Source organism: Azospirillum largimobile (assembly GCF_977007025.2).
Genome location: NZ_CDRMUA020000004.1, coordinates 264,240 through 288,281 on the forward strand (window position 1 = coordinate 264,240; position 24,042 = coordinate 288,281).

Consider the following 24,042-nt stretch of genomic DNA (forward strand, 5'->3'; position numbering starts at 1 on the left):
ACACCCTCTTTTTGTACGTCGTTGCAGGCTTCGCTAGGATGCGCACTCATTCGGCAGGCTGGGCGCCCGGCAGGACCTTCAGCCGGCAACAGCCCTCGTCGCCCGGCTTCCAGGTTTCGCCCTTGAAGACGAAGCCGGCCGCTTCGAACAGTCCGCCGTCGATGGCGCCGGCCATCTTGCAGAGCAGTTCCAGATCGGTGTCGGAGCGGCCCTGGGCCTGCCAGGCTTCCTTCAGCGGGCAGCGGTGGAAGTGGATTTCCAGCGCCTCGCCGTCGCACCGCTTGATCTCCGGCGCGAACATGCTGTCGCGGTTGGGGATGCCGTCGAGGAACGCATGGCACAAGCCGGTCAGGTCGTCCGGGCCGTGGCCCGCATACTTCACGCCCATCGTCTCGCCGAGACGGCGGGTGGCCTCCTGGCCGACCTCCAGCGCGGTATCGGTGCCGAAGCGCTCGCGCAGCACGTCGAACATGTGGGCGTAGGATGCCGCGCGCATCGCGTAGGCATTGCGCAGAAGGGTGGGGTAATCGGGGGTGTCCGACATGCCGGCCGTCTCCTTGATTAGAGTGCGATCGGTTCAAGCGGAGTCGCTTGAAGCGTGAATCACAGGGAAAACCATAAGCTTAGAGTCCGTCTGGTGCTTATCGAAGCACCAGACGGACTCTATACTTCGCGGGCGTCGTTCCAGCGGTATTGCAGGATCTTCAGCGGCCCGATGCGTTGCAGCAGAGCATTGAAGGGCAGGGGCGTCGGCTGTGTGAAGGGCAGGGCAAGGTCCTTCGGGTCCTGGCCGATGGCCGCCCGCGCCAGTTCCCGTCCCAGCGAGATCGACAGCGCCACGCCGCGCCCGTTGCAGCCGGCCCAGGCGAAGCCGTTCGGACCCAGCTGATGGACGCGGGGGAAGTAATCGGCGGTCATGGCGATGCGGCCATTCCACACGTAATCGAAGGCGACGCCGTTCAGCGCCGGGAACATGCCGGCCAGACGGGTGCCGACGATGCGCTTCAGCCGTTCCGCCCCGTTCACCGGGTTCAGCAGCGCGCCGCCGGTCACCAGCCGGTTGTCGGCGGTGTAGCGCATGAAGCGCAGGTCGCCATGGGTGTCGGACATCGCCTGCCGGCCCGGCAGGATAGTCTTGCGGATGTTGTCGCCGAGCGGCGCGGTCGCCATCTGCCAGGACAGGACCGGCACCACCTCCGTCCGAATTTCCGGGAAGACGGCGGCGGCATAGCCGTTGGTGCCCAGCACCAGCGCGTCGGCGGTCACCACGCCTTGCGGGGTGCGGGCAACCCAGGACTCGCCGCGGCGCTCCACCGACACTGCGGGGGAGTTGACATAGACCGCCGCCCCGGCCGCGACCACCTTGGCGGCGAGTCCGCGCACCAGCGCCAGCGGGTTGATGTGCCCGCCGGTCCTGTTCATCCAGCCGCCGAAATAGGCATCGGTGCCGAGGATGGCGGAGACGGCGGCGCGGTCGAGCAACTCGACATCGGCGCCGAATTTGCCCCATTGCGTTGCCCGACGCTCGGCGATCTTGATGCGGCCCGGCGAATGGACCGGCTGGACCCAGCCGGTCTGCTCGGCGGCACAATCGATGCCCAGGCGGCGCACCAGATCGAACAAGGTGGAAGCGCTGTCGCGGATCAGCCCGACGAAGCGCTCCCCGGTTTCCCAACCGAAGCGATCGATGAGGTTGGCAGGGTCGGGACGGGTCAAGGTCGGGATGACCTGACCGTTGTTGCGGCCGGAAGCGCCCCGGCCCAGTTCGGACGCCTCCAGCACCACCACGCGTTTGCCGGCCTCCGCCGCGTGCAGGCCGGCGGACAGGCCGGTGAAGCCGCCGCCGATCACCAGCACGTCGGCCTGGACGCTGTCCTGCAACACCGGCAGGGCCGGCGGCGGTGGAGCGGTGGCCTCCCACAGTGAGTCCGGGCGTTGCCAGATGCCGCCCCGGCCTGGAAGATCCTGCGCTTGGCCTGCCGCCTGGTTCGCCGCTTGATTCGCCACGTAACACCCGCCCCGTTCAGCTAAAGCCCATTGGGCCCTATCCTTTCCGGGATGAGGGCCGTTCATTTCCCTCCGAACTATGGGGCAATGGGCACACGTACGCAATTCCCAAGATTTTTCCGCGGAAATTTTTTCATGTCATGCCCGCGACTTGGGAATCAGAACCGCTTGTACGTGGTTTGGATCATTTCGGCAGGACGGTTTCCGCAAGCCGTACCCAATAGCTGGTACCGATCGGCAGCACCGCATCGTTGAAATCATAGTGCGGGCTGTGCAAATTCCGCCCCTGGTCCGACGGCCCCGCACCAACCCAGACGTAGCAGCCGGGGCGCTTTTGCAGCATGAAGGAGAAGTCCTCCGCCCCCATGCTGGGCATCGGATCGAGATCGAGCTGCTTCTCTCCGACTGTGAGTGCCGCCGCCCGCCGGGCCAGTTCCGTCTCTGCGGCGCTGTTGGTGGTGGGGGGATAGCGCCGCTCGTAACGCAGATTGGCCTCGACTCCGAATCCGCCGGCGATGGCGGTCGCCACTTCGCCCATGCGGCGTTGCACCAGATCCTGTACCTCCGGCCGGAAGGTCCGGACGGTGCCGCGTAGAACGGCGGTGGCAGGCAGGACATTCCACGTATCACCTGCGTGGAATTGCGTGACGCTGACGACCGCCGAATCGATGGGATGGACGCTGCGGCTGGCGATGGTCTGGAAAGCGGACACGATCTGGCTGCCGACCATGATCGTGTCGGTTCCCATATGCGGCATGCCCGCGTGGGTGCCCTTGCCGGTCAGGGTCAGTTCGAAGATATCGTAGGCAGCCATCAGCGGACCCGGCCGCACGGCGATGCGCCCGACCTCCAGCCCCGGCCAATTGTGCATGCCGAAGACCTTTTCGACGGGGAAGCGGTCGAACAGCCCTTCCTCCACCATCACGCGGCCGCCGCCCTCATTCTCCTCCGCCGGTTGGAAGATGAAAGCGATGGTGCCTTGGAAGGTGTCGGGGTTTTCGGTCAGGTAGCGCGCCGCGCCCAGCAGCATCGCCGTGTGCCCGTCATGCCCGCAGGCATGCATGCGGCCTGGATTGCGCGAGCTGTGGGGCAGGTTGGTTTCCTCGTGGATGTGCAGCGCATCCATGTCGGCGCGGAAGCCGACCGTGGGCCCGTCGCCATTGCGCAGGATCCCCACCACTCCGGTCTTGGCGAGGCCGCGATGCACCTCCAACCCGAAGGAGGTCAGCTTGTCCGCAACGAAGTCGCTGGTCCGCTGCTCCTCGAAGGCGGTTTCCGGATGGGCGTGCAGATCGCGCCGCCATGCCGTCATCTCCGCCGTCAGTTCATCCAACCCAGCCACCGTCCCGATCATCGGTTCTTCCTCTTGTTTCGCCAAAGCGTTAGGGCAATCCTGCCCAAAATGCCCCCGCGCCGAAACAGTGTTTTTCGCAGGAGCCACCGTTGCACGGAAGTGGCCGGTATCGTCGGGCCGGTTTGCAATCGCGGCTCAAGAGCGGCGTTCCTCCTTTCCTCTCCTGCCGCAATTCTGCTATGGCCGCGATGACGGACGGGAGTAAGACCTCGCCCGGTCGAAAGGAGTGGGCGTCATGCGGCCCCTGGACTGGATAAGCCATTCTCTGCCAAGCACCCTGCGCGGCAAATTGCTCCTGTTTTCCCTTGCCGTGGTGGTTCTGCCCATTTCGCTGACCGGCTACCTGTTGGAACGGGAAGGGCGGCAGGCGCTGGTTCACGAAAAGTCGGAAAAGCTCTTCGGTCTGACGCGCCTGCTCGACGTGCATCTCGGTCCCGGCTTCGATCCTCTTCTGGCCGATATGGGCGTCGAAACCAGCGACCGGGGCGCTGCCGTCCGGGCGCTGTCAGGTCGTTTGACTCCCTTCACCGACATGATCGCCGAGGCGAACCCGGGCGTGGGTGTCGGCTATTACAGCAGGGCGCTCAACGCCATCATCACCTATGGACCCAGCCGGGATTACGCCGCGACGGTCGGCGCCAGCATACCGCCGGAACATCCGGGCTGGCATGTGCTGGAAAGCGGGAAGCAGTCGGTCGAAAGCGGGCGGCAGGTGCGCGGCTTCATCATGAATGCGATGCTGCCCATTGTCCGTGACGGTGCCGTGATCGGCTATATCTGGGCCAATGAGCTTTCCGATGATGTGGAGCGGCAAACGGCGGCCATGGACCGTGCGGTTCTGACGGTCAGCATCGGAGGGATCCTGCTCGGGCTTGCGCTGACGCAGCTGCTGGCGCGCGGGGTCGGCCGCGACATCAGGCAGATCATTGATGGCTTGCTCCGCATGCGCAGCGATCTTGGAGAGCCGATCCAACCGCCACCGGGCGAAGTCGGCGCCATCGCGGTCGAGGTCAACGCCATGGCCCGCGCCCTGCTGGACGCCAGGTCGCTGACCGAGAACATCCTGCACAGCATCGCCGACGGCGTGATCGCCGTCGATTGGGCCGGACAGGTCACCGCGTTGAACCCGGCGGCCGAAGCGATGCTGGGGATCACGGCGGCCGACGTGATCGGCCGGCCCTACGAATCGCTGTTCAAACCGGAGGGCCGTTTCGCCAGCCCGCTGCTCGACACGCTGAAGACCGGCCGGCACCATGTCGGCGTGACGCTGGATTTTCCGGGGACCAGGCAGACGCTTCATCTCACGGTGTCGAGCAGCCTTCTGCGCAACAGCCGCGGGGATGCGATCGGCGCGGTCGTGGTGCTGAGGGATCTGACCGAGCAGCAGCGGCTCCGCACCCAGATCATGCGCGCCGACCGGCTGGCCGCGCTCGGCGAACTGGTCGCCGGTCTTGCCCACGAGGTGCGCAATCCTTTGACCTCGATCCGCGGCTTCATGCAGTTCCTTGAAAGCTCGGACGATGTCGCGGAATGGCAGCGCTATGCCCCGCTGATCGTGCGACAGGTCGACAGCCTGAACCGCCTCGTCACCGAATTGCTGGAGTTCGGCCGGCCCCGCCCGCCGGCCTTCCACCCGGTGCAACTGAACGATCTCATTCGCGAGGTGTCGCTGCTGGCGGGGCGCAAGTCGAACGCGCGCATCGCCCTGCATCTTTCCCCCGACCTGCCTCTGGTCGAAGCCGATGGCGAGGCGCTGAAGCAGGTCATGCTCAACCTGATCATCAACGCGATCCAGGCGACCGCCGAGACCGGGGAAATCACCATTGCCACCGCCACCTCGGCGCAGGACGGCCGCGAAGCGATCGTCACGGTGGCGGACGACGGCGACGGGATCGCGCCGGAAAACCTCGACAAGGTGTTCGATCCCTTCTTCTCGACCAAACCCCAGGGGACCGGACTGGGGCTGGCGATGGCGCACCGGATCGTGGATGCTCACCACGGAACCATCGCCATTGCCAGCGTGCCGGGGGCCGGCACCACGGTGACCTTGCGGATTCCCTTCGTTCACAGCCAAACGGTTGACGTATGACGACCCCGTTTCCGACCGTGCGGACCACGCCGGCGCCTGCCGTCCTGGTGGTGGATGACGACGAGGCGATCCGCGAGATGCTTGCGGCGGTTCTGTCGCGTGACGGGCTGTCGGTGACCACCGCCGCCGACGGCGTGGAGGCCGTCGCCGCCTTCGCGGCGCAACGGCATGCCGTGGTGCTGATGGATGTCCGCATGCCGCGGATGACCGGGCTGCAGGCGCTGGCGGAGATCCGGAAGCTCGACCGCTCCACCGCGGTGATCCTGATGACGGCCTTCGCCGAGGTCGGATCGGCGGTCCAGGCGATCAAGGACGGGGCCTTCGACTACGTCATCAAGCCCTTCGACATCGCGGAGATCCAACTGCAGGTCGGGCGGGCGCTGCAGATGCGCCGGATGCGCGACGACATCGCGACCCTGCACCGCGAGCTGTCCAGCAGCTATCACACTGACCGTATCCTGACCGCCAGTCCCCGCATGAGCGAGCTTCTGCAGACCATCGCCAAGGTCGCCAAGAGCAACGCGACGGTGCTGGTGACCGGCGAGAGCGGCACGGGCAAGGAACTGGTGGCGGCGGCCATCCACTACAACAGCCCGCGCAATGCCGGACCCTTCGTCAAGGTCAACTGCGCCGCGGTGCCGGAAGGGCTGCTGGAAAGCGAGTTCTTCGGCCATGAGAAGGGCGCCTTCACCGGTGCGCAGGCACGCCGCCGCGGCCGGTTCGAACAGGCCGAGCACGGCACCCTGTTCCTCGACGAGATCGGCGACATCTCTCCCAGCCTGCAGGTGAAGCTGCTGCGCGTCCTGCAGGAGCGCGAGTTCGAGCGGGTCGGCGGAACCGAGCTGGTGCGCACGGACGTGCGCGTCGTCGTCGCCACCAACCGGAATCTGGAGGAGATGGTCCGGCAGGGGCTGTTCCGGCAGGATCTCTATTTCCGTTTGAACGTCGTGACGCTGAAGACGGTGCCATTGCGCGAGCGGCCGGAGGATATCCGCCTGCTCGCTACCCATTTCCTGCAGCGCTTCGCCGCCGAGAACCGGATCGAGGTCGGCGGCATCGACGAGCAGGCGATGGAGCGCCTGCTGGCCTATCGCTGGCCCGGCAACATCCGCGAACTGTCCAATGCCATGGAGCGCGCAGTGGTGATGAGCACCGGCGCGATGATCGTCGCGGAGGATCTTCCGGAACAGATCGCCGGCCGTGTGGACGATGCCGATCCCGTGGCCGGGATCGAGGCCTCAGCGTCCGTTGCCGGCGGTGGCGCCCTGCGCGAACAGGTCAGCCGCTTCGAAGCGCGCGTGGTGGCCGAGGCGCTGGCCCGCAACGACGGCAACCGCATGAAGACCGCGCTGGAGCTTGGGATCAGCCGTCGTTCGCTGCTCTACAAGCTCCAGGAATACGCCATTTCCTGAACAGGGCAGGGCTTCGTCATCGCTGCGCAAAATTTTGCGCAGCACGCACAAAGTTGCGCACCCGATGGCGCCGGTTGTTGACGATTCCGCACGCTGCCTGACCCGCTCCGTGGCCCGAGGCCTTGGATTCCACGCTATCGGCGATGGCCCCGCAGGCTGGCACATCCATTGCAAATATGTGGGTATGCCGGTTGGCCCCGACCATCCCATGCAACTGCGTGGGGGTCGCAGGCCTTCCGATCGCAGCGCTATGAAACCAAGAATGAGCGTGCGGTTCGTCTTTCCGGTCCCGCTTTGGACCGGGGGGCGGGCTCCGCGCCCGCGGGGTCGCGGCGGGAATGCCCTGCTGCGCCCCGACGTCCAAGGGAGACGTCGAATGAGTAAAGTGCGAAAGCTGGAAGACACCGTCGCCATGATTCCCGATGGCGCGGTTTTGATGATCGGCGGGTTCATGGGGGTCGGCACGCCGCCCCACCTGATCGACGAGTTGCTGCGCCAGAACAAGCGTGGCCTGACCGTGATCGCCAACGACACCGCCCGACCCGCCGTGGGAATCGGCCGGCTGATCGCCGCCAAGGCGGTGCGCAAGGTGATCGCCAGCCACATCGGCACCAACCCCGAAACCCAGCGCCAGATGATCGCAGGCGAGACGGAGGTGGAGCTGGTGCCGCAGGGTACGCTGGCGGAGCGGGTGCGGGCCGGCGGCTTCGGGCTGGGCGGCGTGCTGACCCCGACCGGCGTCGGCACGGTGGTTGAGGACGGCAAGCAGCGCATCGAATTGGACGGAACCGTTTATCTGCTGGAAACCGCGCTGAAGGCCGACTTTGCCCTGATCGCCGCCAAGCGGGCCGATTACCTGGGGAATCTCGAATACGCGCTGACCGCGCGCAACTTCAACCCGCTGATGGCGATGGCCGCCGGAACGGTGATCGTCGAGGCCGAGGACATCGTGCCGGTGGGCGTCATTCCGCCCGACAGCGTCGTCACCCCGAATGTGCTGGTCGACTGCTTGGTCGCCAAGGAGCATCGCCATGGATGAGAAAACCCTGATCGCCAAGCGCGTCGCGCTGGAACTGCGGCCGGGCAACCTGGTGAATCTCGGCATCGGCCTGCCCACCATGGTCGCCGCCCATCTGCCGGCCGGCGTCAACGTCTTCTTCCAGTCGGAGAATGGGATCATCGGCATGGCGCCGGTGCCCGAGCCGGGGGCGGAGAACGAGGATCTGAGCGATGCCGGCGGCAGCCCGATCGGCGCCGTTCCGGGTGCCGCCTCCTTCGACAGCGCGATGTCCTTCGGGCTGATCCGCGGCGGGCATCTGGACGTGACCGTGCTCGGCGGCCTACAGATCGACGAGGAGGGCCGGCTCGCCAACTGGATGGTGCCCGGCAAGATGGTGCCCGGCATGGGCGGCGCGATGGATCTGGTTTCCGGCGCCAAGCGGGTGATCGTCGCCATGCAGCACAGCGCCAAGGGCACGCCCAAGATCGTCAAGCGCTGCGAACTGCCGCTGACCTCGGTGCGGCGGGTCGACCTGATCGTCACCGAACTGGCGGTTATCGAGCCGACGGACAAGGGGCTGGTGCTGCGGGAGGTCGCTCCCGGCGTCGCGGTCGCCGACGTGCTGGCCCAGACCGGCGCCGAGCTGATCGTCCCGTCCGCCGTGCCGACCATGCCGGTCGGCGCCTGACCGTCGCCATCCAAGCATCGTGAGCATCGGGGAGCCACTTGCCCCCGCGCCGCCCGGCAAACCTGTCTGGCGGCGCGGGAACGCCCCCCTCGTGCCGGAGACCCACCATGAGCGTCACCACAGCCCCCCCGCCGGCGCCGGACGCCAGCGTCCGCTTCAACCCGATCACGCCGATTTCCCGCGCCCTGACCTGGCTGGTCAGCCGTTATCTGCCCGACCCGCTGATCTTCGCCATTATCCTGACCGTGCTGACCTTCGGCTTCGCCTGGTGGCTGACGCCGAGCGGGCCGGTCGATCTGGTGCGCATGTGGGGCAACGGCTTCTGGAACCTGCTGGCCTTCTCGATGCAGATGGCGCTGGTGCTGGTCACCGGCCATGCGCTCGCCAGTTCCGAACCGGTGCGCAACGTCATGGGACGGGTGGCCTCCATCGCCAAGACGCCGGCCCAGGGCGTCATGCTGGTCTGCTTCGCCGCCGCCGTGACCAACGTCGTCAACTGGGGCTTCGGCCTCGTCGTCGGCGCCATGTTCGCCCGCGAGGTGGCGCGCCGCGTTCCGAAATCCGATTACCGGCTGCTGATCGCGTCGGCCTATATCGGCTTCATGACCTGGCATGGCGGCTTCTCCGCCTCGGTTCCGCTGGTCGCCGCGACCAAGGGCAACCCGATGGAGAAGACGGTCGGCCTGATCCCGATCGCCGATACCATCTTCACCACCTACAATGTCGGCATCACGCTGGCGCTGATCGTCGTCCTGCCGCTGATCTGCTGGATGATGCACCCGAAGCCGCATGAGGTGGTGGCGGTCGACCCGGCCCTGTTGAAGCCGGAACCCTCGACCAAGCGCGTGCTCGGCCCCGACGCCAGCCCGGCCGAAAAGCTGGAGGAGAGCCGCGTTCTCGGCTTCGTCGTCGCCGCGCTGGGCATCGGCTACCTGTTCCTGCATTTCCAGGCCAAGGGTTTCGATCTCAACATCAACACGGTCAACCTGATCATGCTGGTGGCCGGCCTGATCCTGCACGGCACGCCGATGGCCTATGCCCGCGCCGTCGCCAATGCCGCCCGCGGCACCGCCGGCATCATGGTGCAGTTCCCCTTCTATGCCGGCATCCAGATCATGATGGAGCATTCCGGCCTGGGCGGCCTGATCACCAACCTGTTCGTCGACATCGCCAACAAGGAAACCTTCCCGGTCCTGGCATTCCTGTCGTCGGGCCTGATCAACTTCGCCGTCCCGTCGGGCGGCGGCCACTGGGTGGTGCAGGGCCCCTTCATCATGCCGGCGGCCCAGCAGCTCGGCGTCGATCTCGGCAAGGCCGCCATGGCCATCGCCTATGGCGAGGAGTGGATGAACATGGCCCAGCCCTTCTGGGCGCTGCCGGCGCTTGCCATCGCCGGGCTGGGGGTGCGCGACATCATGGGCTACTGCGCGACGGCCCTGGTCATCACCCTGCCCATCTTCCTGGTCGGCCTTTACTTCTGACCCTTTGCGACCAACCGGCCGCCGCGCTCCCCGAACGGACGCGGCGGCCTTCCTTCCTGCAAGACACAATGTTCCGGAGGAGTCCTCCATGACCGAGATCGTCATAGCCAGCGCGGTCCGCACCGCCATCGGCAGCTTCAACGGCGCGCTGGCCGCCGTCCCCGCCCATGAGCTCGGCGCCGCCGCGATCCGCGAGGCGCTGTCGCGCGCCCACACCGACGCCGCCGAGGTGAGCGAGGTGATCCTGGGCCAGGTGCTGACCGCCGGCCAGGGCCAGAACCCCGCCCGCCAGGCCGCGGTGAAGGCCGGCATTCCGGTCGAGAAGACCGCCTTCGGCATCAATCAGGTCTGCGGCTCCGGCCTGCGCTCCGTCGCGCTCGGCTGGCAGGCGATCCGCTGCGGCGACGCCGAGGTGATGGTGGTCGGCGGCCAGGAGAACATGAGCCTGTCGCCCCACCTCATGCATCTGCGCAACGGCACCAAGATGGGCACGGCCGAGATGCTCGACAGCATGATCAGGGACGGGCTGTGGGAGGCTTTCCACGGCTACCACATGGGCACCACCGCCGAGAATGTCGCCCGCGCCTGGGATCTCAGCCGCGAGCGGCAGGACCTGTTCGCGCTGGCCTCGCAGCTGAAGGCGGAAGCGGCGCAGAAGGCCGGCCGCTTCCGGGACGAGATCGTGCCGGTGACCATCAAGGGCCGCAAGGGCGATGTCGTCGTGTCGGAAGACGAGTACCCGAAGCACGGCACCACGCTGGAAACTCTAGCCAAGCTGCGCCCGGCCTTCGCCAAGGACGGCACGGTGACCGCCGGCAACGCGTCCGGCCTCAACGACGGGGCTGCCGCGCTGGTGCTGATGACGGCGGAGAACGCCGAGCGGCGCGGCGTGACGCCGCTGGCGCGCATCGCCTCCTGGGCGACGGCGGGCGTCGATCCGGCCATCATGGGCACCGGGCCGATTCCGGCCTCGAAACTGGCTTTGCAGAAGGCCGGCTGGTCGGTGGACGAGCTCGACCTGATCGAGGCGAACGAGGCCTTCGCGGCGCAGGCTCTGGCGGTCAATGCCGGGATGGGCTGGGACGAGGCGCGGGTGAACGTCAATGGCGGCGCCATCGCGCTCGGCCATCCCATCGGCGCGTCGGGCGGGCGCATCCTGGTCAGCCTGCTGCATGAGATGGCCCGGCGTGATGCCCGCAAGGGTCTCGCCACCCTGTGCATCGGCGGCGGCATGGGCGTCGCCCTCTGCGTCGAGCGCGGCTGATCCAAGAGATCGACCCCGGCAAGAGGCGGAGCCGCCGCCGATCCCACCAGCATGGTGGCGGCTCCGCGACCATTTGTACCCTGTTGCAGGATGGTAGTATGGCAGAGATTGTCGAGGTGTCCGTCACCCTGCGCATCGCGGTCGCCGACGCCCCCGACGGGCGGGCCCTCGCCCTGCGGGCGGCGGAACAGTTCAGCCATGTCAGCCATGCCCGGATCGCCGCGTTCAACGAGGTGAACCGGGTCCATTCGGCGGACCATGGCACCGTCGAAGCGGTCACCAGCACAATCGTTGGCGCAGGCCGCGGCTCGTAACGTCGGTCCGGCCCCACTGGAGCAGGCCGGAAAGAGGGAAGACTCAAATCATGCGTTTGTCGGAGCTGCCGTTGCGGTGGCGCATCGGATTTCTCGCCTCGCTGTCGATCATCGCCGCCGGACTGGTGGCGGCGGTCGGCGGCCATTTCGTCAACCGTGCGCTGGTCGAGCAGCGGATGAACAGCGTCCGCTTCATCGCCGAGAGCGGCGGCAGCATCGCCGCCCGCTTCCATAAGCTGGCGCAGGACGGCGTGATGAGCGAGGAGGATGCCAAGGAGCGCGCGAGGACGGCGATCGGCGCCATGCGCTACGCCGACGGAGAGTATCTGTGGATCTGGACCTCGCAGATCATCAACGTCATGCATGCCAACCCGGCGCTGATCGGCAAGAGCGGTGCCGAAATCCGCGACCGCAACGGCGTCTATGTCATTCGCGAGGCGGTGCGCGGCGCCCTGACGCCGGTTCCGGAGTTCGTGACCTACGAATGGCCGCGGCCCAACGATCCGAAGGGGCCGACCTACGAAAAGCTGGCCTATTCGGTCCATTTCAAGCCGTGGGACTGGGTCATCGGCACCGGCGTCTTTACCGACGACCTGCGCTCCGCCTTCCTCGGCATGATGACCGTGTTCGGACTGGTGGTGGCCGGGCTGTCGGCGCTGGCCCTGCTGCTGGGTTGGGCGGTCGCGCGCAGCGTGACGCGCCCGCTGTCGCGCGTACATGGAGTCATGCTGCGGCTGGCGGACCAGGATCTGGATGCCGAGGTGCCGGAACGCGGGCGGCGGGATGAGATCGGCGGCATGGCGCGCACGCTCGAGGTCTTCAAGGAGAACATCCTGCGCAACCGGCAGATGGAGCAGGAGCGCCGCAGCGTCGCCGCCCAGGCGTCCGCGGAAAAGCGGGAAGCGGTGTTCGATCTGGCGAGCCGGTTCGAGAGCCGGGTCGGCCGCATCGTCGACCAACTCGGCCAGTCCGCCAAGGGCTTTCAGGAAACTGCATCGCACCTGTCCATGGCGGTCCAGAAGGCCGAGCAGGAGTGCACGTCGGTGGCTTCGGCCTCCGAACAGGCGTCGGTCAATGTCCAGGCCGTCGCATCCGCCGCCGAGGAGATGTCGACGGCGATCCGCGATCTGTCGGGACGGGTGGCGCAGGCGGCCCAGCGGTCGAAGACGACCGCCGAACGGGCGGAGCAGGCCCGCAGTCATATGGACGCATTGTCGACCGCCATCGAGCAGGTGGATCAGGTCGTCGCATCCATCAATGCGGTCGCTTCGCAGACCAATCTGCTGGCGCTGAACGCCACCATCGAGGCAGCGCGCGCCGGTGAGGCCGGCAAGGGATTTGCTGTCGTCGCGAGCGAAGTCAAGAATCTGGCCAGCCAGACGCATGCGATGACCGAGCAGATCGGGCAGCAGATCAACACCGTGAAAGCCGCGTCCGACCGGACAGTGGAAGGCATGCGCGCGATCATCGGCCAAATCGAGCACATCGACCAATCGGCCGCCGAGATGGCGGCCTCGGTCGGGCAGCAAAGCGCGGCAACCGACGAAATTAGCTGCAATGCTCAGCAGGCGGCGATCGGAACCAATGATGTTTCACGCAGCGTGGTCGACATCCGAAAGGCTGAGCAGGAGAGCGGAATAGCCGCTAGGCAGGTCATGCAGTCGGCCGACGCCTTGGCCGCCGACGCTGACTTGCTGAAGCATGAACTCGAGGCATTTCTGGCGGAGATCCGCGCGGCCTGACATGGGTCGCCCCCTCGACCTGAAGCCTGTCCGTTAGGGAGGCCCCGTTCGGCAAAGGCCCAATCCTGCCCCCGCAACCTCGCCGATTGTGGCGCCGGCTTGCGAGCGGGCGGGCGCCCTGGATGGAGCAACTCGTCATTCTTGAGACACTGCGGGTTTCAATGGCCTGGAACGACCCCATGTCTACGGCTCCCGGCCGAGGGCTCCCGATCAGGGGCTCCCGCTTAGGAGCTCCCGGCCTTGGCCGGGCTTGGTCTTTCCTGCGTCAGCCCTTGAACCCCAACGAGGAAGGGAACGATGAGCAATCTGAGCAAAGTCCTCGGCGTCATCCTGGCCAACGGGCTTGCCGGCCGCACGGGCCGGGGGCCGGCCTTTGCCGCTGCGATGCCTCTGCTCCTCGGCAAGAAGGGCAAGAAGAAAAAGAAGCACTTCTACGGCCACGGCTATGGTGGTCCGCATGGAATTCCCCATGGACCGGCCGCAGGGATGGGCGGGCTGGCCGGCGGGCTGGCCGGCGGATTGGCGGGCGGCCATGGTTCGGGGCTGCTTCAGAAGGCGGGGCTCGCCTCGCTGGCTTATCTCGCCTACCGCGCTTATCAGGACAGCCAGAAGCCGGCGCCGACCGGATCGCGGCCTCCTCCTCCCGCTGCCAGCGGTCCGCTGGGCGGCATCCTCGGCCGGTTGGGATTGGGTGGGATCTTTGGTGGTGCCATGGGAGGCGCCATGGGCGGCGGTACCATGGGCGGCAGCGTCCTGGGCGGCGGTGCGGCGGGCGGTCTCGGCGATCGTCTGGCCGGGGTGCTGCGCGGGGGCACGCCGGAACCCGATCTTGGCGATGCCAAGGCGCTTCTGCTGATCCGCGCCATGATCGCCGCGGCGAATGCGGATGGCCGGATATCGCCCGATGAGCAGCGCCACATCCTCGACAGCCTGGACGCCGCCCAGGCCGATCTGGAAGACCGGCGGATCGTCGAGGCGGAGTTGCGGTCCCCGCGCCCGATGGACGACATCGTCCGCGAGGTGCGCGACCCCGACACGGCGGAGCAGGTCTATCTCGCCTCCGAACTGGCGGTGCGCGGCGGCAGCGAGGTCGACCGCCAGTATCTGGCCTACCTCGCCGCCCGCCTCGGCCTGTCGGACTCCCGGCGCCGGGAGTTGGACTCGATGGTTTGAACCAGCGCTTGTTCGGTCAGGGGCGTGCCGGCGGGTCGGTGACGATGCGAACCGGAACGCCCTTGGCGGCGGGGGTCTCCGAGGCCTCGTCATGGTACCAGAGCGGGATCAGCGGGTTCATCTCCGGATAATAGGAACCGACGCAGCCGCGCGGCAGACGGAAGGGCGTGACCGTCAGCCCGTTCACCCGCCGGTCGACTCCGTCGCCGGCATCGCCGGCAAGCCCGACCACCTGCCCCTCCCACAGCCCGGCCGCGGCGATGTCGGCCGGGTTCATCAGCAGCACGTCGCGCGTGCCCTCGATCCCGCGCAGCCGGTCGGAATAGCCGTAGATCGTGGTGTTGAACTGGTCGTTGGAGCGCATGGTGATCAGCCGGAAGCGGCCCGGCGCGTCTTCGAACCCGATCGCGCGCAGGTGCCCCGGCGGAGTGAAGTGGGCCTTGCCCGACGGGGTCTTCCAGATCCGTTCGCGCGCGGGATTGCCGCGATAGAAGCCGCCCGGCGTGAAGACCCGTTCGTTGAAGCGGTGGAACTGGTCGGGATAGGTCTCTTCGATCAGGGCACGGATGCGGCGATAGTCGGCCACCCATTCGTCCCACTTGACCTTCGGGTTCGGCGGCAGGGTCGCCTTGGCCATGCCGGCGACGATGGCGACCTCCGATTTCAGATCGGGGCTGGCAGGCGTGTTGTTGCCGAGCGAACCGTGGATGCAGCTCAGGCTGTCCTCCATCGTCACCGCCTGGGCGCCGCTTTTCTGCAAGTCCTCTTCCGAGCGGCCGAGGCAGGGCAGCAGAAAGGCGACCTCGCCGTTGATCAGGTGGCTGCGGTTCAGCTTGGTCGCGATCTGGACGGTCAGGCGCATGCGGGGCCATGCCGCCTCCATCCGGTCGCGCTCCGGAATCGCGCGGACGAAGTTGCCGCCCAGTCCGATGAAGGCCTTGACCTCGCCCGACAGGATCTTCTCGCAGGCCTTGACGGTGTTCAGCCCTTCCTTGCGCGGCGGCTCGAAACCGAACTGTCCGGCCAGCCGGTCGAGCGGCACCAGCTCCGGCTTTTCGGAAATGCCGACGGTGCGCTGACCCTGGACGTTGGAATGGCCGCGGACCGGCGAGACGCCGGTGCCGTCGCGCCCGATGTTGCCCTTCAGCAGCCACAGGTTCACCAGGGCTGCCAGCGATTCGGAGCCCCGCACATGCTGGGTCAGGCCCATGCCGTACATGGCGATGGAACGGTCGGCATCGATGTAGATGTCTGCGGCCTGCTTCAGGTCTTCACGGGTCAGGCCGGATTCCCGTTCGATCTCGTCCCAGCCGATGGCCTCCACCCGCGTCTTCATCTCTTCGAAGCCGACGGTGTGCTGCGCGATGAAGTCGGGGTCGATGACATGCCGCTTCCGGCTGGTCCAACGCGCATCCTCGGCGGCCAGCACATGCTTGATCAGGCCGGTGATCGCGGCGATGTCGCCGCCGGCCTTGACCTGGAAATAGAGCGTCGAGATTTGCGTGTCCTTGCCGGTCAGCATCTCCAGCGGGCTCTGCGGATTGCGGAAGGTCTCCAGGCCCTTTTCGCGCACGGGATTGAAGGTGACGATCTTCGCGCCGCGCTTCACCGCCTGCTGCAGCGGGTGGAGAAGGCGCGGGCTGTTGGACCCGGTGTTCTGGCCGAAGAAGAAGATGGCGTTGCAGCTGTCGAAATCGTCCAGCACGCAGTTGCCGACCGGCGATCCGATCACCTTCTTCAGGCCGACAGAGGTCGTCTCGTGGCACATGTTGGAGCTGTCGGGCAGGTTGTTGTGCCCGTACAGCCGCGCGAACAGCGCGTACAGGTAGGAGGTCTCCAGGCTGGCGCGGCCGGAGGCGTAGAAGACCGCCTGCTCCGGGGCGATGGCGCGCAGTTCCGCACCGATGGCGGCGAAGGCTTCCTCCCAGCCGCAGGGCACATAGCGGTCGGTGGCGCGGTCGTAGCGCATGGGGTGGGTCAGCCGCCCCTGCTGTTCCAGGTCGTGGTCCTTCCAGCCCTTCAGTGCACTGACCGTATGTTCGGCAAAGAACTCCGGCGTGCAGCGCCGGCTGGTCAGTTCCCAGATCGTCGCCTTGGCGCCGTTCTCGCAGAACTCGAAGGTGTGCGGTTCGGCCGGCTTGCCCCAGGCGCAGGATACGCACATGAAGCCGCCGGGCTTGTTCTGCCGGCGCAGCGTGTCGAGTACTGCAGGTGTCGGCCGCTCCTCTCCCATGATCCGGGCCATGGAGCCGACCGAGCCCCAGCCGCCGGCGGGCGCGTCGTAATGCGGGGTGTTCTCGTCGTCCGACAGTCCGTCGATGCTCATGGCGCGGGTCTTTCAGCGGATTGGTCTTAAGGTCAGGCCGGGCATGATCTTTGGAAGCGGCGTGGCCGCCGGCCTTCCGGTTAAATCCAACCGGCCGGATGGCGACAGGTTCCGCCGTAGCGCCGCGCGGTCGGAGCGTCCCCACCCCTCAGGCCCACGCTACCACGACGATATAAGCCTTCCGTTGAGCGGGGGCCGGGCGTAATGGAGCCGCGCCGGTCCTGTTGGCGAAGGGGACAGGCGGCCGCAATGGTCGCGGTGGCCTCCGGGGAAAAGCCCTCGGAAAGAAATCCTCAGGTCAGTGGAGAACCATCCATGCCCAACGCCAAAGACAACCTGATCGCGTGGCTGCGCGATGCCCACGCCATGGAAAGCCAGGCGGTCGAGATGCTTGAGCGTCAGGTCGACCGCATCAAGAACTATCCGGAGATGCTGGCGAAGGCCCAGGAGCATATTGACGTTTCCAACCGTCAGGCGGAACGGCTGAGCCAGTGCCTGCAGTCGCTCGGCAGCAGCACCTCCTCGATCAAGACCGGCGTCGGCATGCTGATCGGCAATGCGCAGTCGCTGTCGGGCGTGTTCGCCGACGACGAGATCGTGAAGGCCGGAATCTTCAACTATGCCTTCGAGCATTTCGAGATCGCCAACTACCGCGCCCTGATCGCCGCCGCCAACCGGGCCGGCGAGCCGGAGATCGCCCGCACGCTCCAGCAGAGCTTGGACGAGGAGATCGAGATGGCCTCCTGGCTGGAGCAGCGCCTGCCGCAGGTCACCGAAACCTTCCTGACGCGCCAGGAAGCCGGGGCGCCCGCCGAAGCCAAGCGTTGACCAGCCGGGTGCCGGGGGCCGGGCCATGCGGTCCGGTTCCCGGCGGCCCTTTTTGCAAATCAGCGCTTCTTCCGTTCGCTGGTCCGCTTGACCTCCGGTTTAGAGAGCGGAATTTCTGCCTCGAATAACCTGGCCGCAACATTGTCGGGTATGAATAATTTATACCCAATATTATTTGATAGCTTGAGCAGCAGGTTTGGCGCACCGTGTATCATCGGTAGGGTGGAAGGGCCATGGTGTCATGGCGGATGTGCATGGATCAGGAGCGAAGCGCGCTCGCAGCGCAAAGCCGTTGATCGTTCAGCCGGTCTGGGACCGGCTAGACCACGCGGTCATCGTGACGGATTGCAATCTGACGGCACCCGGTCCCACCATCCGTTATGTGAACAGGGCCTTCACCCGCCTTACCGGCTACCGGGCGGACGAAGTGATCGGCCGGTCGCCTCGTCTTTTGCAATGCTCCCGCACCGATCCTGCGGTGACGGCCACCATCAAGCGCGATCTGCACGATGGTCAATTCGCCCGCGCCACCCTCGTCAACCGCCGCAAGGACGGAAGCGAGTATCTGTGTACCCTGATGATCACTCCACTCATTGGCCCCACCGACGAAGCCGATCACTTTATATGCCTTGCGGATGACCTGAAGGAGGATCATTCGCCATCGACAATCCCGCAAGCCCCGGCCGAACGCCACAAGGCCGTATCCACTCCGTTGGAAGAGGTGCAGGAACGTCTGGGGCCGCGCGCGATGGACGGGAAGCTGCGCGCCGCACTGGAGCAGCTGGAAGAGGCGAATGCGGCTCTGTCCCGCACCAGGGAGGAGTTGAGCCGCATTCAAGCCGCCGACGCTGAGAAGCTCCGGCTGCTCGCCTCGGCCAGCCACGACCTGCGTCAGCCGGTCATGTCGATGGGACTGTTTCTGGATGTGTTGCGCCACCGTATAGGGGAGGCCGAACGTCCAATTCTCGGCGGGCTACTGGCTGCGCATGTCTCGATCCGCACTCTGCTGGACGGTATGCTGGATACCGCAAGGCTCGACGCCGGCGTGCTCGAACCAACCATCGAGCCGGTGCCGATGCCGGTCATGCTGGATCTTATCCATAACGAATTCTTGCTCCAGGCGGAAATGCGCGGGCTTCGGTTCCGTGCGATTTCCTGCGCCGCGGTCGTGCTCAGCGACGCCCAGCTTCTGGAGCGCATCCTGCGGAACCTCGTCGCCAACGCGCTGAAATACACCACGGCTGGCGGTATTCTCCTGGGCTGCCGCCCGTGCCGCGACGCCGAGGGTGGCAGTCAGCTGCGCATCGAGGTGTGGGACACCGGCCCCGGCATCGACGCGCATAACCTGAAATCGATTTTCGATGAGTTCCGGCAGCTCGACAACCGTGACCGGGACCAAAGGCGCGGCGTCGGGCTTGGTCTGGCCATCGTGTCACGGCTGGCCCGCCAACTGAACCATGAGGTCGGCGTCCGGTCATGGCCGGGGCGTGGTTCCGTCTTTTCGGTGACTGTTCCGCTTGCACCGAAGCACGGTACCGGTCGTGGCCGGTCGCGGGCGGGACGAGCCAGCTGAAGCGGCGGTGTCTTCACGCCGCCTCGGCTCCTTCCGTGTGTGTGATGCCTATCCCTATGCACCTTCAGGTTAACCGAAGGGATGGTTCATCCTGTTGCCAGGTTGATACCAAGGTTGCTGTGCAGCCCGGCGGGTGTCGGCACTTTGCGCGAAGGAAGGGGAACAAACGTGGATCAACACGCACAGCATGTCCATGGCTCCGCGGAGCAGGAGCCGGTGTCCGACCGCCGGGTCACGTCGGATGATCCTTTCAAGTTCCTGATCGTCGACGACCATGCCCTCGTCCGGTCCGGGTTGTCGCTGGCGTTGAAGCAGCGCTATGAAGGGGCGGTGATCGTGGAGGCGGGATCGCTGGCCGAGGCGATGCGCAAGGCCCGCGCCGAAAGCGACCTCACCGCCATTCTCTACGACCTGCAGATGGGCGACAGCGACGAGCACAGCGGCCTTGCCGATATGCTGGAGGCGGCAGGCGACGTGCCGCTGATCGTGGTGTCGGGGGCGACCGACGGCACCGTCATCGCGTCCTGCATCCGTGCCGGAGCCCGCGGCTTCGTCCACAAGGGCTGTGAAGGGGTGGTGCTGGACCAGGCGCTTCCCATTGTGCTGGACGGCGGCATCTTCGCCCCGGCGCCGCCGGGAGCGCGCGACGGCCGACCTGTGCGCATCGCCATGGCCGCATCGGCGCCGGTGAAGACCGAGATCGACGCCGTCAACGGCCTGACCGACCGCCAGCGCGAGGTGCTGCGGCTGCTGCTGGAAGGTCAGTCGAACAAGGAGATCGCCCGTGCCCTGGGCGTGCTGGAGGGGACGATCAAGGTGCATCTGCGCACGGTGATGCAGCGGTTGGGCGTGCGCAACCGCACCCAGCTGGCGCTTGCCACCGTTCGGGCAGGTATCAAGCTGCAGTCCTGATCCGCCGCCGATAGCGCCGCCCTTATGAAGCGGCGGGGCCGATCCCGCGCTGCTGGGCGGCGTCCAGCAGGCTGATCAGTTCGCCCGACACCCACCAGCGGCATTTGCGCCGCTCTTCCGTCGCGACGGTCACCACGCGCTCGATCAGCCGGTTTTCCCCGGTATTGAGTTCACGGCCGTCACGCAACGCCTGCTCGACGATGGCCAGCAGGGTCTTGTCGATGGCGGTGATCTCGATGGGGTAGCCGGTCTCCTCCGCGAGTTCGCACAGGTCGGCCATGACGGACAGCGCGTCGTCGCGCCCATAGCTGCCGATCTGGCGGAACAGGCCGGCCAGATGCTCGCCGATGGCGGTCAGCCAGGGGTTGGTCGAGGCGGCGATGCCGCGGCGGCGCAGCCGGTGATTGAAGCCGTTGATGAAGCGCACCGGTTCGATCAGCGGGCGGGCCGACGCGCTGGCGTTGAGGGTCAGCAGGCGATGGCTCAGCACCGGCACCACCTCTCCTTCCACCAGACCGGTGACGCGGCCGACGGCGGCGGACACCGCGGCCCAGTTCCGGCTGCCGCGCTCCACCCCGAAACTCTGCAGCGCGTCGTACCAGCGGAAGGCGCGTTCCTGCAGTCGGTCCACCGTCTCGCCTGCGGTCAGCTGCGGCGGGGCAGGGCGGCCGAGATGGAGATCCTCCAGCTTCTGGCGCAGGCATTGCCAGGCGAACTGGACATGGCCCACCGCCGCCTCCACCAGCGGCGAGTTCGGGAACAGGCCGTAGAGAGCCAGCGCCTGGTCGGGATCGCGCGACCCGTTCACCAGGGACAGGGCGTAGAACAGGGCACCATCCGGCGTTCCGGCATGCTGCGCCATCTCCGACACGGCGTGAAGGATGCCGATGGTGTCGCGCGGGCGCACCGCGCCGCGCCACAGCGGCGCGTGCTCCAGCATCGCGTCCAGCATCGCCAGATCGCCCATCGACAGCGGCGCCACGCTGGCCAGGCCGCGCTTGCGCAGCAGGGTGATCCGCTCGGCATTGGCTGTCGCCAGCAGCGTGCCGGCCCCGCCGCGCTGGCGCAGAACCGCAAGGGAACGGACGCGAAGCTCCTCCGCCCACTCCGCCGCGGCGGGGGAGGCGAGGACGGCATCGAGCGGATGCTCGCTGGCCCGCGCGGCGATGTCGGTCTGCACCCGGCCGGCCAACTCGCGCAGGTGCGGCAGCAGGGCGAACCACCAGGCGCTGGCATCGACCACATGCATGCAGCCGGGTGGCCGCGTTTCCGCCAGCATCAGCGCATCGGTGCGCAGCATCACCGGGTCGAACCATCCGGTCCAGATGCGGCGGGCATGTTCGGTGCGCGGTCCGTTCAGCATGGCGACGATCAGGCGGCCGATCTCCACCGTCATCTGGTCGTCTTCCAGATGCCCGGCCTGCACCAGTTCGAACAACTTGGATTTCTGCGCGCGGTCGAGCGGGGCCAGGATCGCCTTGACCTTGTCGAGGCTGACGGCCGCCGGATCGGGTTCGGCAGCGTGAATCTCGACAGTCTGAAGGGAGGCGCTGCGGTTTGGGCGGCCGGCCATGGCGTTCACGGGCGCTGCTGAATTGACGCAATTTTAGGTACAAGCAGTGATTATTGCTACTGATATGTGGTGACATATTCTGTCGAGCTGTGTCGGATCGCTGCCGTGCCGCGTACGTCGCGGCCGTTCGGCGCCTGCGGATCGACATTGAAACGAATTGTATCAAATGCTGCCTAAATTTATTTCATTTAAGGGCTAAATCGCGTCTTCCCGCGCAGTGGTTGTGAGCCCATTATCCGGACAGGCAACGCGTCCAGCATAAAGGCCGCCTCCATGGTCCCGCAGCAAATCGCCGACACCACCCTCAGGTTGTTTCCCGTCATGAGCCAAGCCGATTCCAGCAAGGCCCAACAGGTCGTTGACGAAGTCGTCGCCCGTCTGGCCGGCGCCGGCCTGTCCGAGGCCGAGCGTGCGGAGGCTTGCGAAGCGGCACTGAAGCAGCTGATGGGATACCTGATCGAGCGCGAAGGCTGGGTGGCGGAGGAATTCACCGCCATCGCCCGTTCGCTGGGCGCCTACTGACCGCCGGGACGGTTGCGTACGGCAAGACCGCCTTTCCGCCTGTTGCAAGCCTCCTCCGTCGCAGGCAAGGTCCGATGACGTCGTCGGTTGCGGAGCGGAACAGCGTGTCGCAGAAAGTCATCGGCCTCATCGGGGGCATGAGCTGGGAAAGCTCGGCCGAATATTACCGCATCATCAACGAGCGGGTGCGCGACCGCTTGGGCGGGCTGCACTCCGCTCGCTGTCTGATGTGGTCCTTCGACTTCGCCGAGGTCGAGGCGCTCCAGCATGCCGGCCGCTGGGACGACGCGACGGCCCTGATGATCGACGCCGCCCGGCGGCTGGAGCGGGGAGGGGCCGACTTCGTCGTCATCTGCACCAACACCATGCACCGCATGGCCGATCAGGTGCAGGCGGCCATCGGCCTGCCGTTGCTGCACATCGCGGACCCCACAGCGGAGCGCATCCGCGCCGCCGGCCTGCGGCGCGTCGGCCTGCTGGGCACCGCCTTCACGATGGAACAGGACTTCTACAAGGGCCGCCTCGTGCAGAAGCATGGGCTGGAGGTCCTGGTCCCTGACGATGCGGACCGCGCCACCGTGCACCGGGTGATCTACGACGAACTGGTCCAGGGACGCATCGAGGAGGCATCGCGGGAGGCCTACCGCGGCGTGATCGCACGGCTCGTCGAGCGTGGCGCGGAGGCGGTGATCCTCGGCTGCACGGAAATCATGCTTCTGGTCCGTCCGGAAGACAGCCCGGTGCCGCTCTACGACACCACGGCCATCCACGCCGAGGCCGCGGTGGAGCTGGCGCTTTCCAACCTGTAAAGCCAGCATCCACCGCCGTCCGTGCGGCTACCCGTTCGGCATGTCACCCGTTCTGCCCGCCCACGCCCGCGAGGTCGGGGTGGATGCCCAGGACCTCCGCGGCCATCCTGGCGACGTTGCTGTCGACGGGGGGCGGGGCGATGTTGACGCCCTCCTTCAGGGCGGCGGTGACCGTCTCGAGCACCTTGATGCGGGCATGCCATTTGGAGTTCGCCTCCACCGCATGCCAGGGCGCGTGGGGGGTGGAGGTGCGGTCGAACATCGCCTCCGCCGCCTTGACGTAGTCGTCCCATTTGGAGCGGTTGCGCAGATCCTCCTCCGTCAGCTTCCAGCGCTTGTAAGGGTTCTTCATCCGCTCGCGGAAGCGCTCCAGCTGTTCTTCCGGAGTGATGTGCAGGAACAGCTTGACGATGCGCACGCCGTCGTCGGTCAGCAGCCGTTCGAACTCGTTGATCTCGTCATAGGCGCGCCGCCACTGGTCCTTGGTCGCGAACTTCTCCACCCGCTCCACCAGGACGCGGCCGTACCAGGACCGGTCGAAGATGGCGAAGGTGCCGGCGCCCGGCAGCTTGGTCCAGAAGCGGTAAAGGTAATGTTTGCTCTGCTCGTCCGCCGTGGGGGCGGAGATCGGCCACACATGGAAGCCGCGGGGGTCGAGCGGCTCGGTCATGCGGCGAATTGCCCCGCCCTTGCCGGCGGCATCCCAGCCTTCGAAGACCACGATGGCCCGGCGCTTTTCATGCCAATAGGTCTGCTGGATGCGCAGCAGTTCCTTCTGCAGCTTGCCGAGTCGGCGGTCGTATTCCTCCGCGCTGTCGTACCTCGTCGTGTTCTGGTCCAGTTTACCGAGGCGGATCTTCGCGACCTTGCCGGGCTTCTCGGCCATGCGGGGCATCCTGTTCTGGTGGGTTCGGTTGGTGTGTCGCGCGCGGCGGGCGGAACCTTCACCGCCCCGCCGGGTTGACCGGCGGGGGC

At 66.6% G+C, this 24,042-nt stretch carries 20 protein-coding genes; 14 read left to right on the plus strand and 6 right to left on the minus strand.

What is annotated here, in order from left to right:
* Window positions 1–46: 46 nt before the first annotated feature.
* The 3 genes from ACWPKK_RS22750 to ACWPKK_RS22760 form a co-directional block, all read right to left on the minus strand.
* The gene (locus ACWPKK_RS22750) at window positions 47–544 is read right to left on the minus strand and encodes an L-2-amino-thiazoline-4-carboxylic acid hydrolase (RefSeq protein WP_452008780.1); all 498 of its coding nucleotides are present in this window, start codon (window positions 542–544) and stop codon (window positions 47–49) included.
* A 119-nt stretch (window positions 545–663) separates the two neighbouring features.
* Window positions 664–1,944, minus strand: coding sequence for an NAD(P)/FAD-dependent oxidoreductase (locus ACWPKK_RS22755; protein WP_452009633.1), 1,281 nt, complete (start codon window positions 1,942–1,944; stop codon window positions 664–666).
* 247 nt (window positions 1,945–2,191) lie between these two features.
* Window positions 2,192–3,361, minus strand: coding sequence for a M20 aminoacylase family protein (locus ACWPKK_RS22760; protein ID WP_452008782.1), 1,170 nt, complete (start codon window positions 3,359–3,361; stop codon window positions 2,192–2,194).
* Between the two features lie 235 nt (window positions 3,362–3,596).
* Between ACWPKK_RS22760 and atoS the strand changes: the two genes are divergently transcribed.
* The 9 genes from atoS (at window position 3,597) to ACWPKK_RS22805 (ending at window position 14,524) form a co-directional block, all read left to right on the plus strand.
* Window positions 3,597–5,450, plus strand: coding sequence for a two-component system sensor histidine kinase AtoS (gene atoS, locus ACWPKK_RS22765; protein ID WP_452008785.1), 1,854 nt, complete (start codon window positions 3,597–3,599; stop codon window positions 5,448–5,450).
* Window positions 5,447–6,862, plus strand: coding sequence for an acetoacetate metabolism transcriptional regulator AtoC (atoC, locus tag ACWPKK_RS22770; protein ID WP_452008788.1), 1,416 nt, complete (start codon window positions 5,447–5,449; stop codon window positions 6,860–6,862). The genes atoS and atoC overlap by 4 nt, the downstream gene beginning before the upstream one ends.
* 376 nt (window positions 6,863–7,238) lie before the next feature.
* Window positions 7,239–7,901, plus strand: coding sequence for a CoA transferase subunit A (locus tag ACWPKK_RS22775; protein ID WP_452008790.1), 663 nt, complete (start codon window positions 7,239–7,241; stop codon window positions 7,899–7,901).
* Window positions 7,894–8,550 (plus strand): 3-oxoacid CoA-transferase subunit B, encoded by a 657-nt coding sequence (locus ACWPKK_RS22780; RefSeq protein WP_452008792.1) that lies wholly within the window; start codon window positions 7,894–7,896, stop codon window positions 8,548–8,550. The genes ACWPKK_RS22775 and ACWPKK_RS22780 overlap by 8 nt, the downstream gene beginning before the upstream one ends.
* 107 nt (window positions 8,551–8,657) lie before the next feature.
* Window positions 8,658–10,031, plus strand: coding sequence for a TIGR00366 family protein (locus ACWPKK_RS22785; protein ID WP_452008795.1), 1,374 nt, complete (start codon window positions 8,658–8,660; stop codon window positions 10,029–10,031).
* A gap of 88 nt (window positions 10,032–10,119) precedes the next feature.
* Window positions 10,120–11,295: an acetyl-CoA C-acetyltransferase gene (locus tag ACWPKK_RS22790; protein WP_452008797.1), complete on the plus strand. Its 1,176-nt coding sequence runs from the start codon at window positions 10,120–10,122 to the stop codon at window positions 11,293–11,295.
* A gap of 98 nt (window positions 11,296–11,393) precedes the next feature.
* A complete protein-coding gene (locus ACWPKK_RS22795; RefSeq protein ID WP_324864767.1) occupies window positions 11,394–11,609 on the plus strand; it encodes a hypothetical protein in 216 nt (71 codons plus the stop codon).
* A gap of 50 nt (window positions 11,610–11,659) precedes the next feature.
* Window positions 11,660–13,351: a methyl-accepting chemotaxis protein gene (locus ACWPKK_RS22800; RefSeq protein WP_452008800.1), complete on the plus strand. Its 1,692-nt coding sequence runs from the start codon at window positions 11,660–11,662 to the stop codon at window positions 13,349–13,351.
* A 297-nt stretch (window positions 13,352–13,648) separates the two neighbouring features.
* Complete coding sequence (locus tag ACWPKK_RS22805; RefSeq protein WP_452008803.1) at window positions 13,649–14,524, plus strand: tellurite resistance TerB family protein; 876 nt, start codon at window positions 13,649–13,651, stop codon at window positions 14,522–14,524.
* 16 nt (window positions 14,525–14,540) lie between these two features.
* Here ACWPKK_RS22805 and ACWPKK_RS22810 read toward each other — a convergent pair whose 3' ends face one another.
* Window positions 14,541–16,850, minus strand: coding sequence for an FdhF/YdeP family oxidoreductase (locus ACWPKK_RS22810; RefSeq protein ID WP_452008805.1), 2,310 nt, complete (start codon window positions 16,848–16,850; stop codon window positions 14,541–14,543).
* A gap of 315 nt (window positions 16,851–17,165) precedes the next feature.
* On the opposite strand from ACWPKK_RS22810, the gene ACWPKK_RS22815 reads away from it, so the two are divergent.
* The 3 genes from ACWPKK_RS22815 to ACWPKK_RS22825 all read left to right on the plus strand — a co-directional run bounded on the left by ACWPKK_RS22815 (window position 17,166) and on the right by ACWPKK_RS22825 (window position 20,163).
* The gene (locus ACWPKK_RS22815; RefSeq protein WP_324864774.1) at window positions 17,166–17,678 is read left to right on the plus strand and encodes a ferritin-like domain-containing protein; all 513 of its coding nucleotides are present in this window, start codon (window positions 17,166–17,168) and stop codon (window positions 17,676–17,678) included.
* Between the two features lie 241 nt (window positions 17,679–17,919).
* Window positions 17,920–19,251, plus strand: a complete 1,332-nt coding sequence (locus tag ACWPKK_RS22820) for a PAS domain-containing sensor histidine kinase (protein WP_452008809.1) — start codon at window positions 17,920–17,922, stop codon at window positions 19,249–19,251.
* A gap of 168 nt (window positions 19,252–19,419) precedes the next feature.
* Window positions 19,420–20,163 (plus strand): LuxR C-terminal-related transcriptional regulator, encoded by a 744-nt coding sequence (locus ACWPKK_RS22825; RefSeq protein ID WP_452008812.1) that lies wholly within the window; start codon window positions 19,420–19,422, stop codon window positions 20,161–20,163.
* A gap of 22 nt (window positions 20,164–20,185) precedes the next feature.
* Here the strand turns inward: ACWPKK_RS22825 and ACWPKK_RS22830 are convergent, their stop codons facing one another.
* Window positions 20,186–21,736, minus strand: a complete 1,551-nt coding sequence (locus ACWPKK_RS22830) for a hypothetical protein (RefSeq protein ID WP_452008815.1) — start codon at window positions 21,734–21,736, stop codon at window positions 20,186–20,188.
* 321 nt (window positions 21,737–22,057) lie between these two features.
* On the opposite strand from ACWPKK_RS22830, the gene ACWPKK_RS22835 reads away from it, so the two are divergent.
* On the plus strand, window positions 22,058–22,258 hold the full coding sequence (locus ACWPKK_RS22835; protein WP_452008818.1) for a hypothetical protein: 201 nt from the start codon (window positions 22,058–22,060) through the stop codon (window positions 22,256–22,258).
* Window positions 22,259–22,332: 74 nt separating this feature from the next.
* Window positions 22,333–23,067, plus strand: a complete 735-nt coding sequence (locus ACWPKK_RS22840; protein WP_452008820.1) for an aspartate/glutamate racemase family protein — start codon at window positions 22,333–22,335, stop codon at window positions 23,065–23,067.
* Between the two features lie 43 nt (window positions 23,068–23,110).
* Here the strand turns inward: ACWPKK_RS22840 and ACWPKK_RS22845 are convergent, their stop codons facing one another.
* Window positions 23,111–23,953 (minus strand): polyphosphate kinase 2 family protein, encoded by an 843-nt coding sequence (locus ACWPKK_RS22845; protein ID WP_452008822.1) that lies wholly within the window; start codon window positions 23,951–23,953, stop codon window positions 23,111–23,113.
* Between the last annotated feature and the right edge of the window lie 89 nt (window positions 23,954–24,042).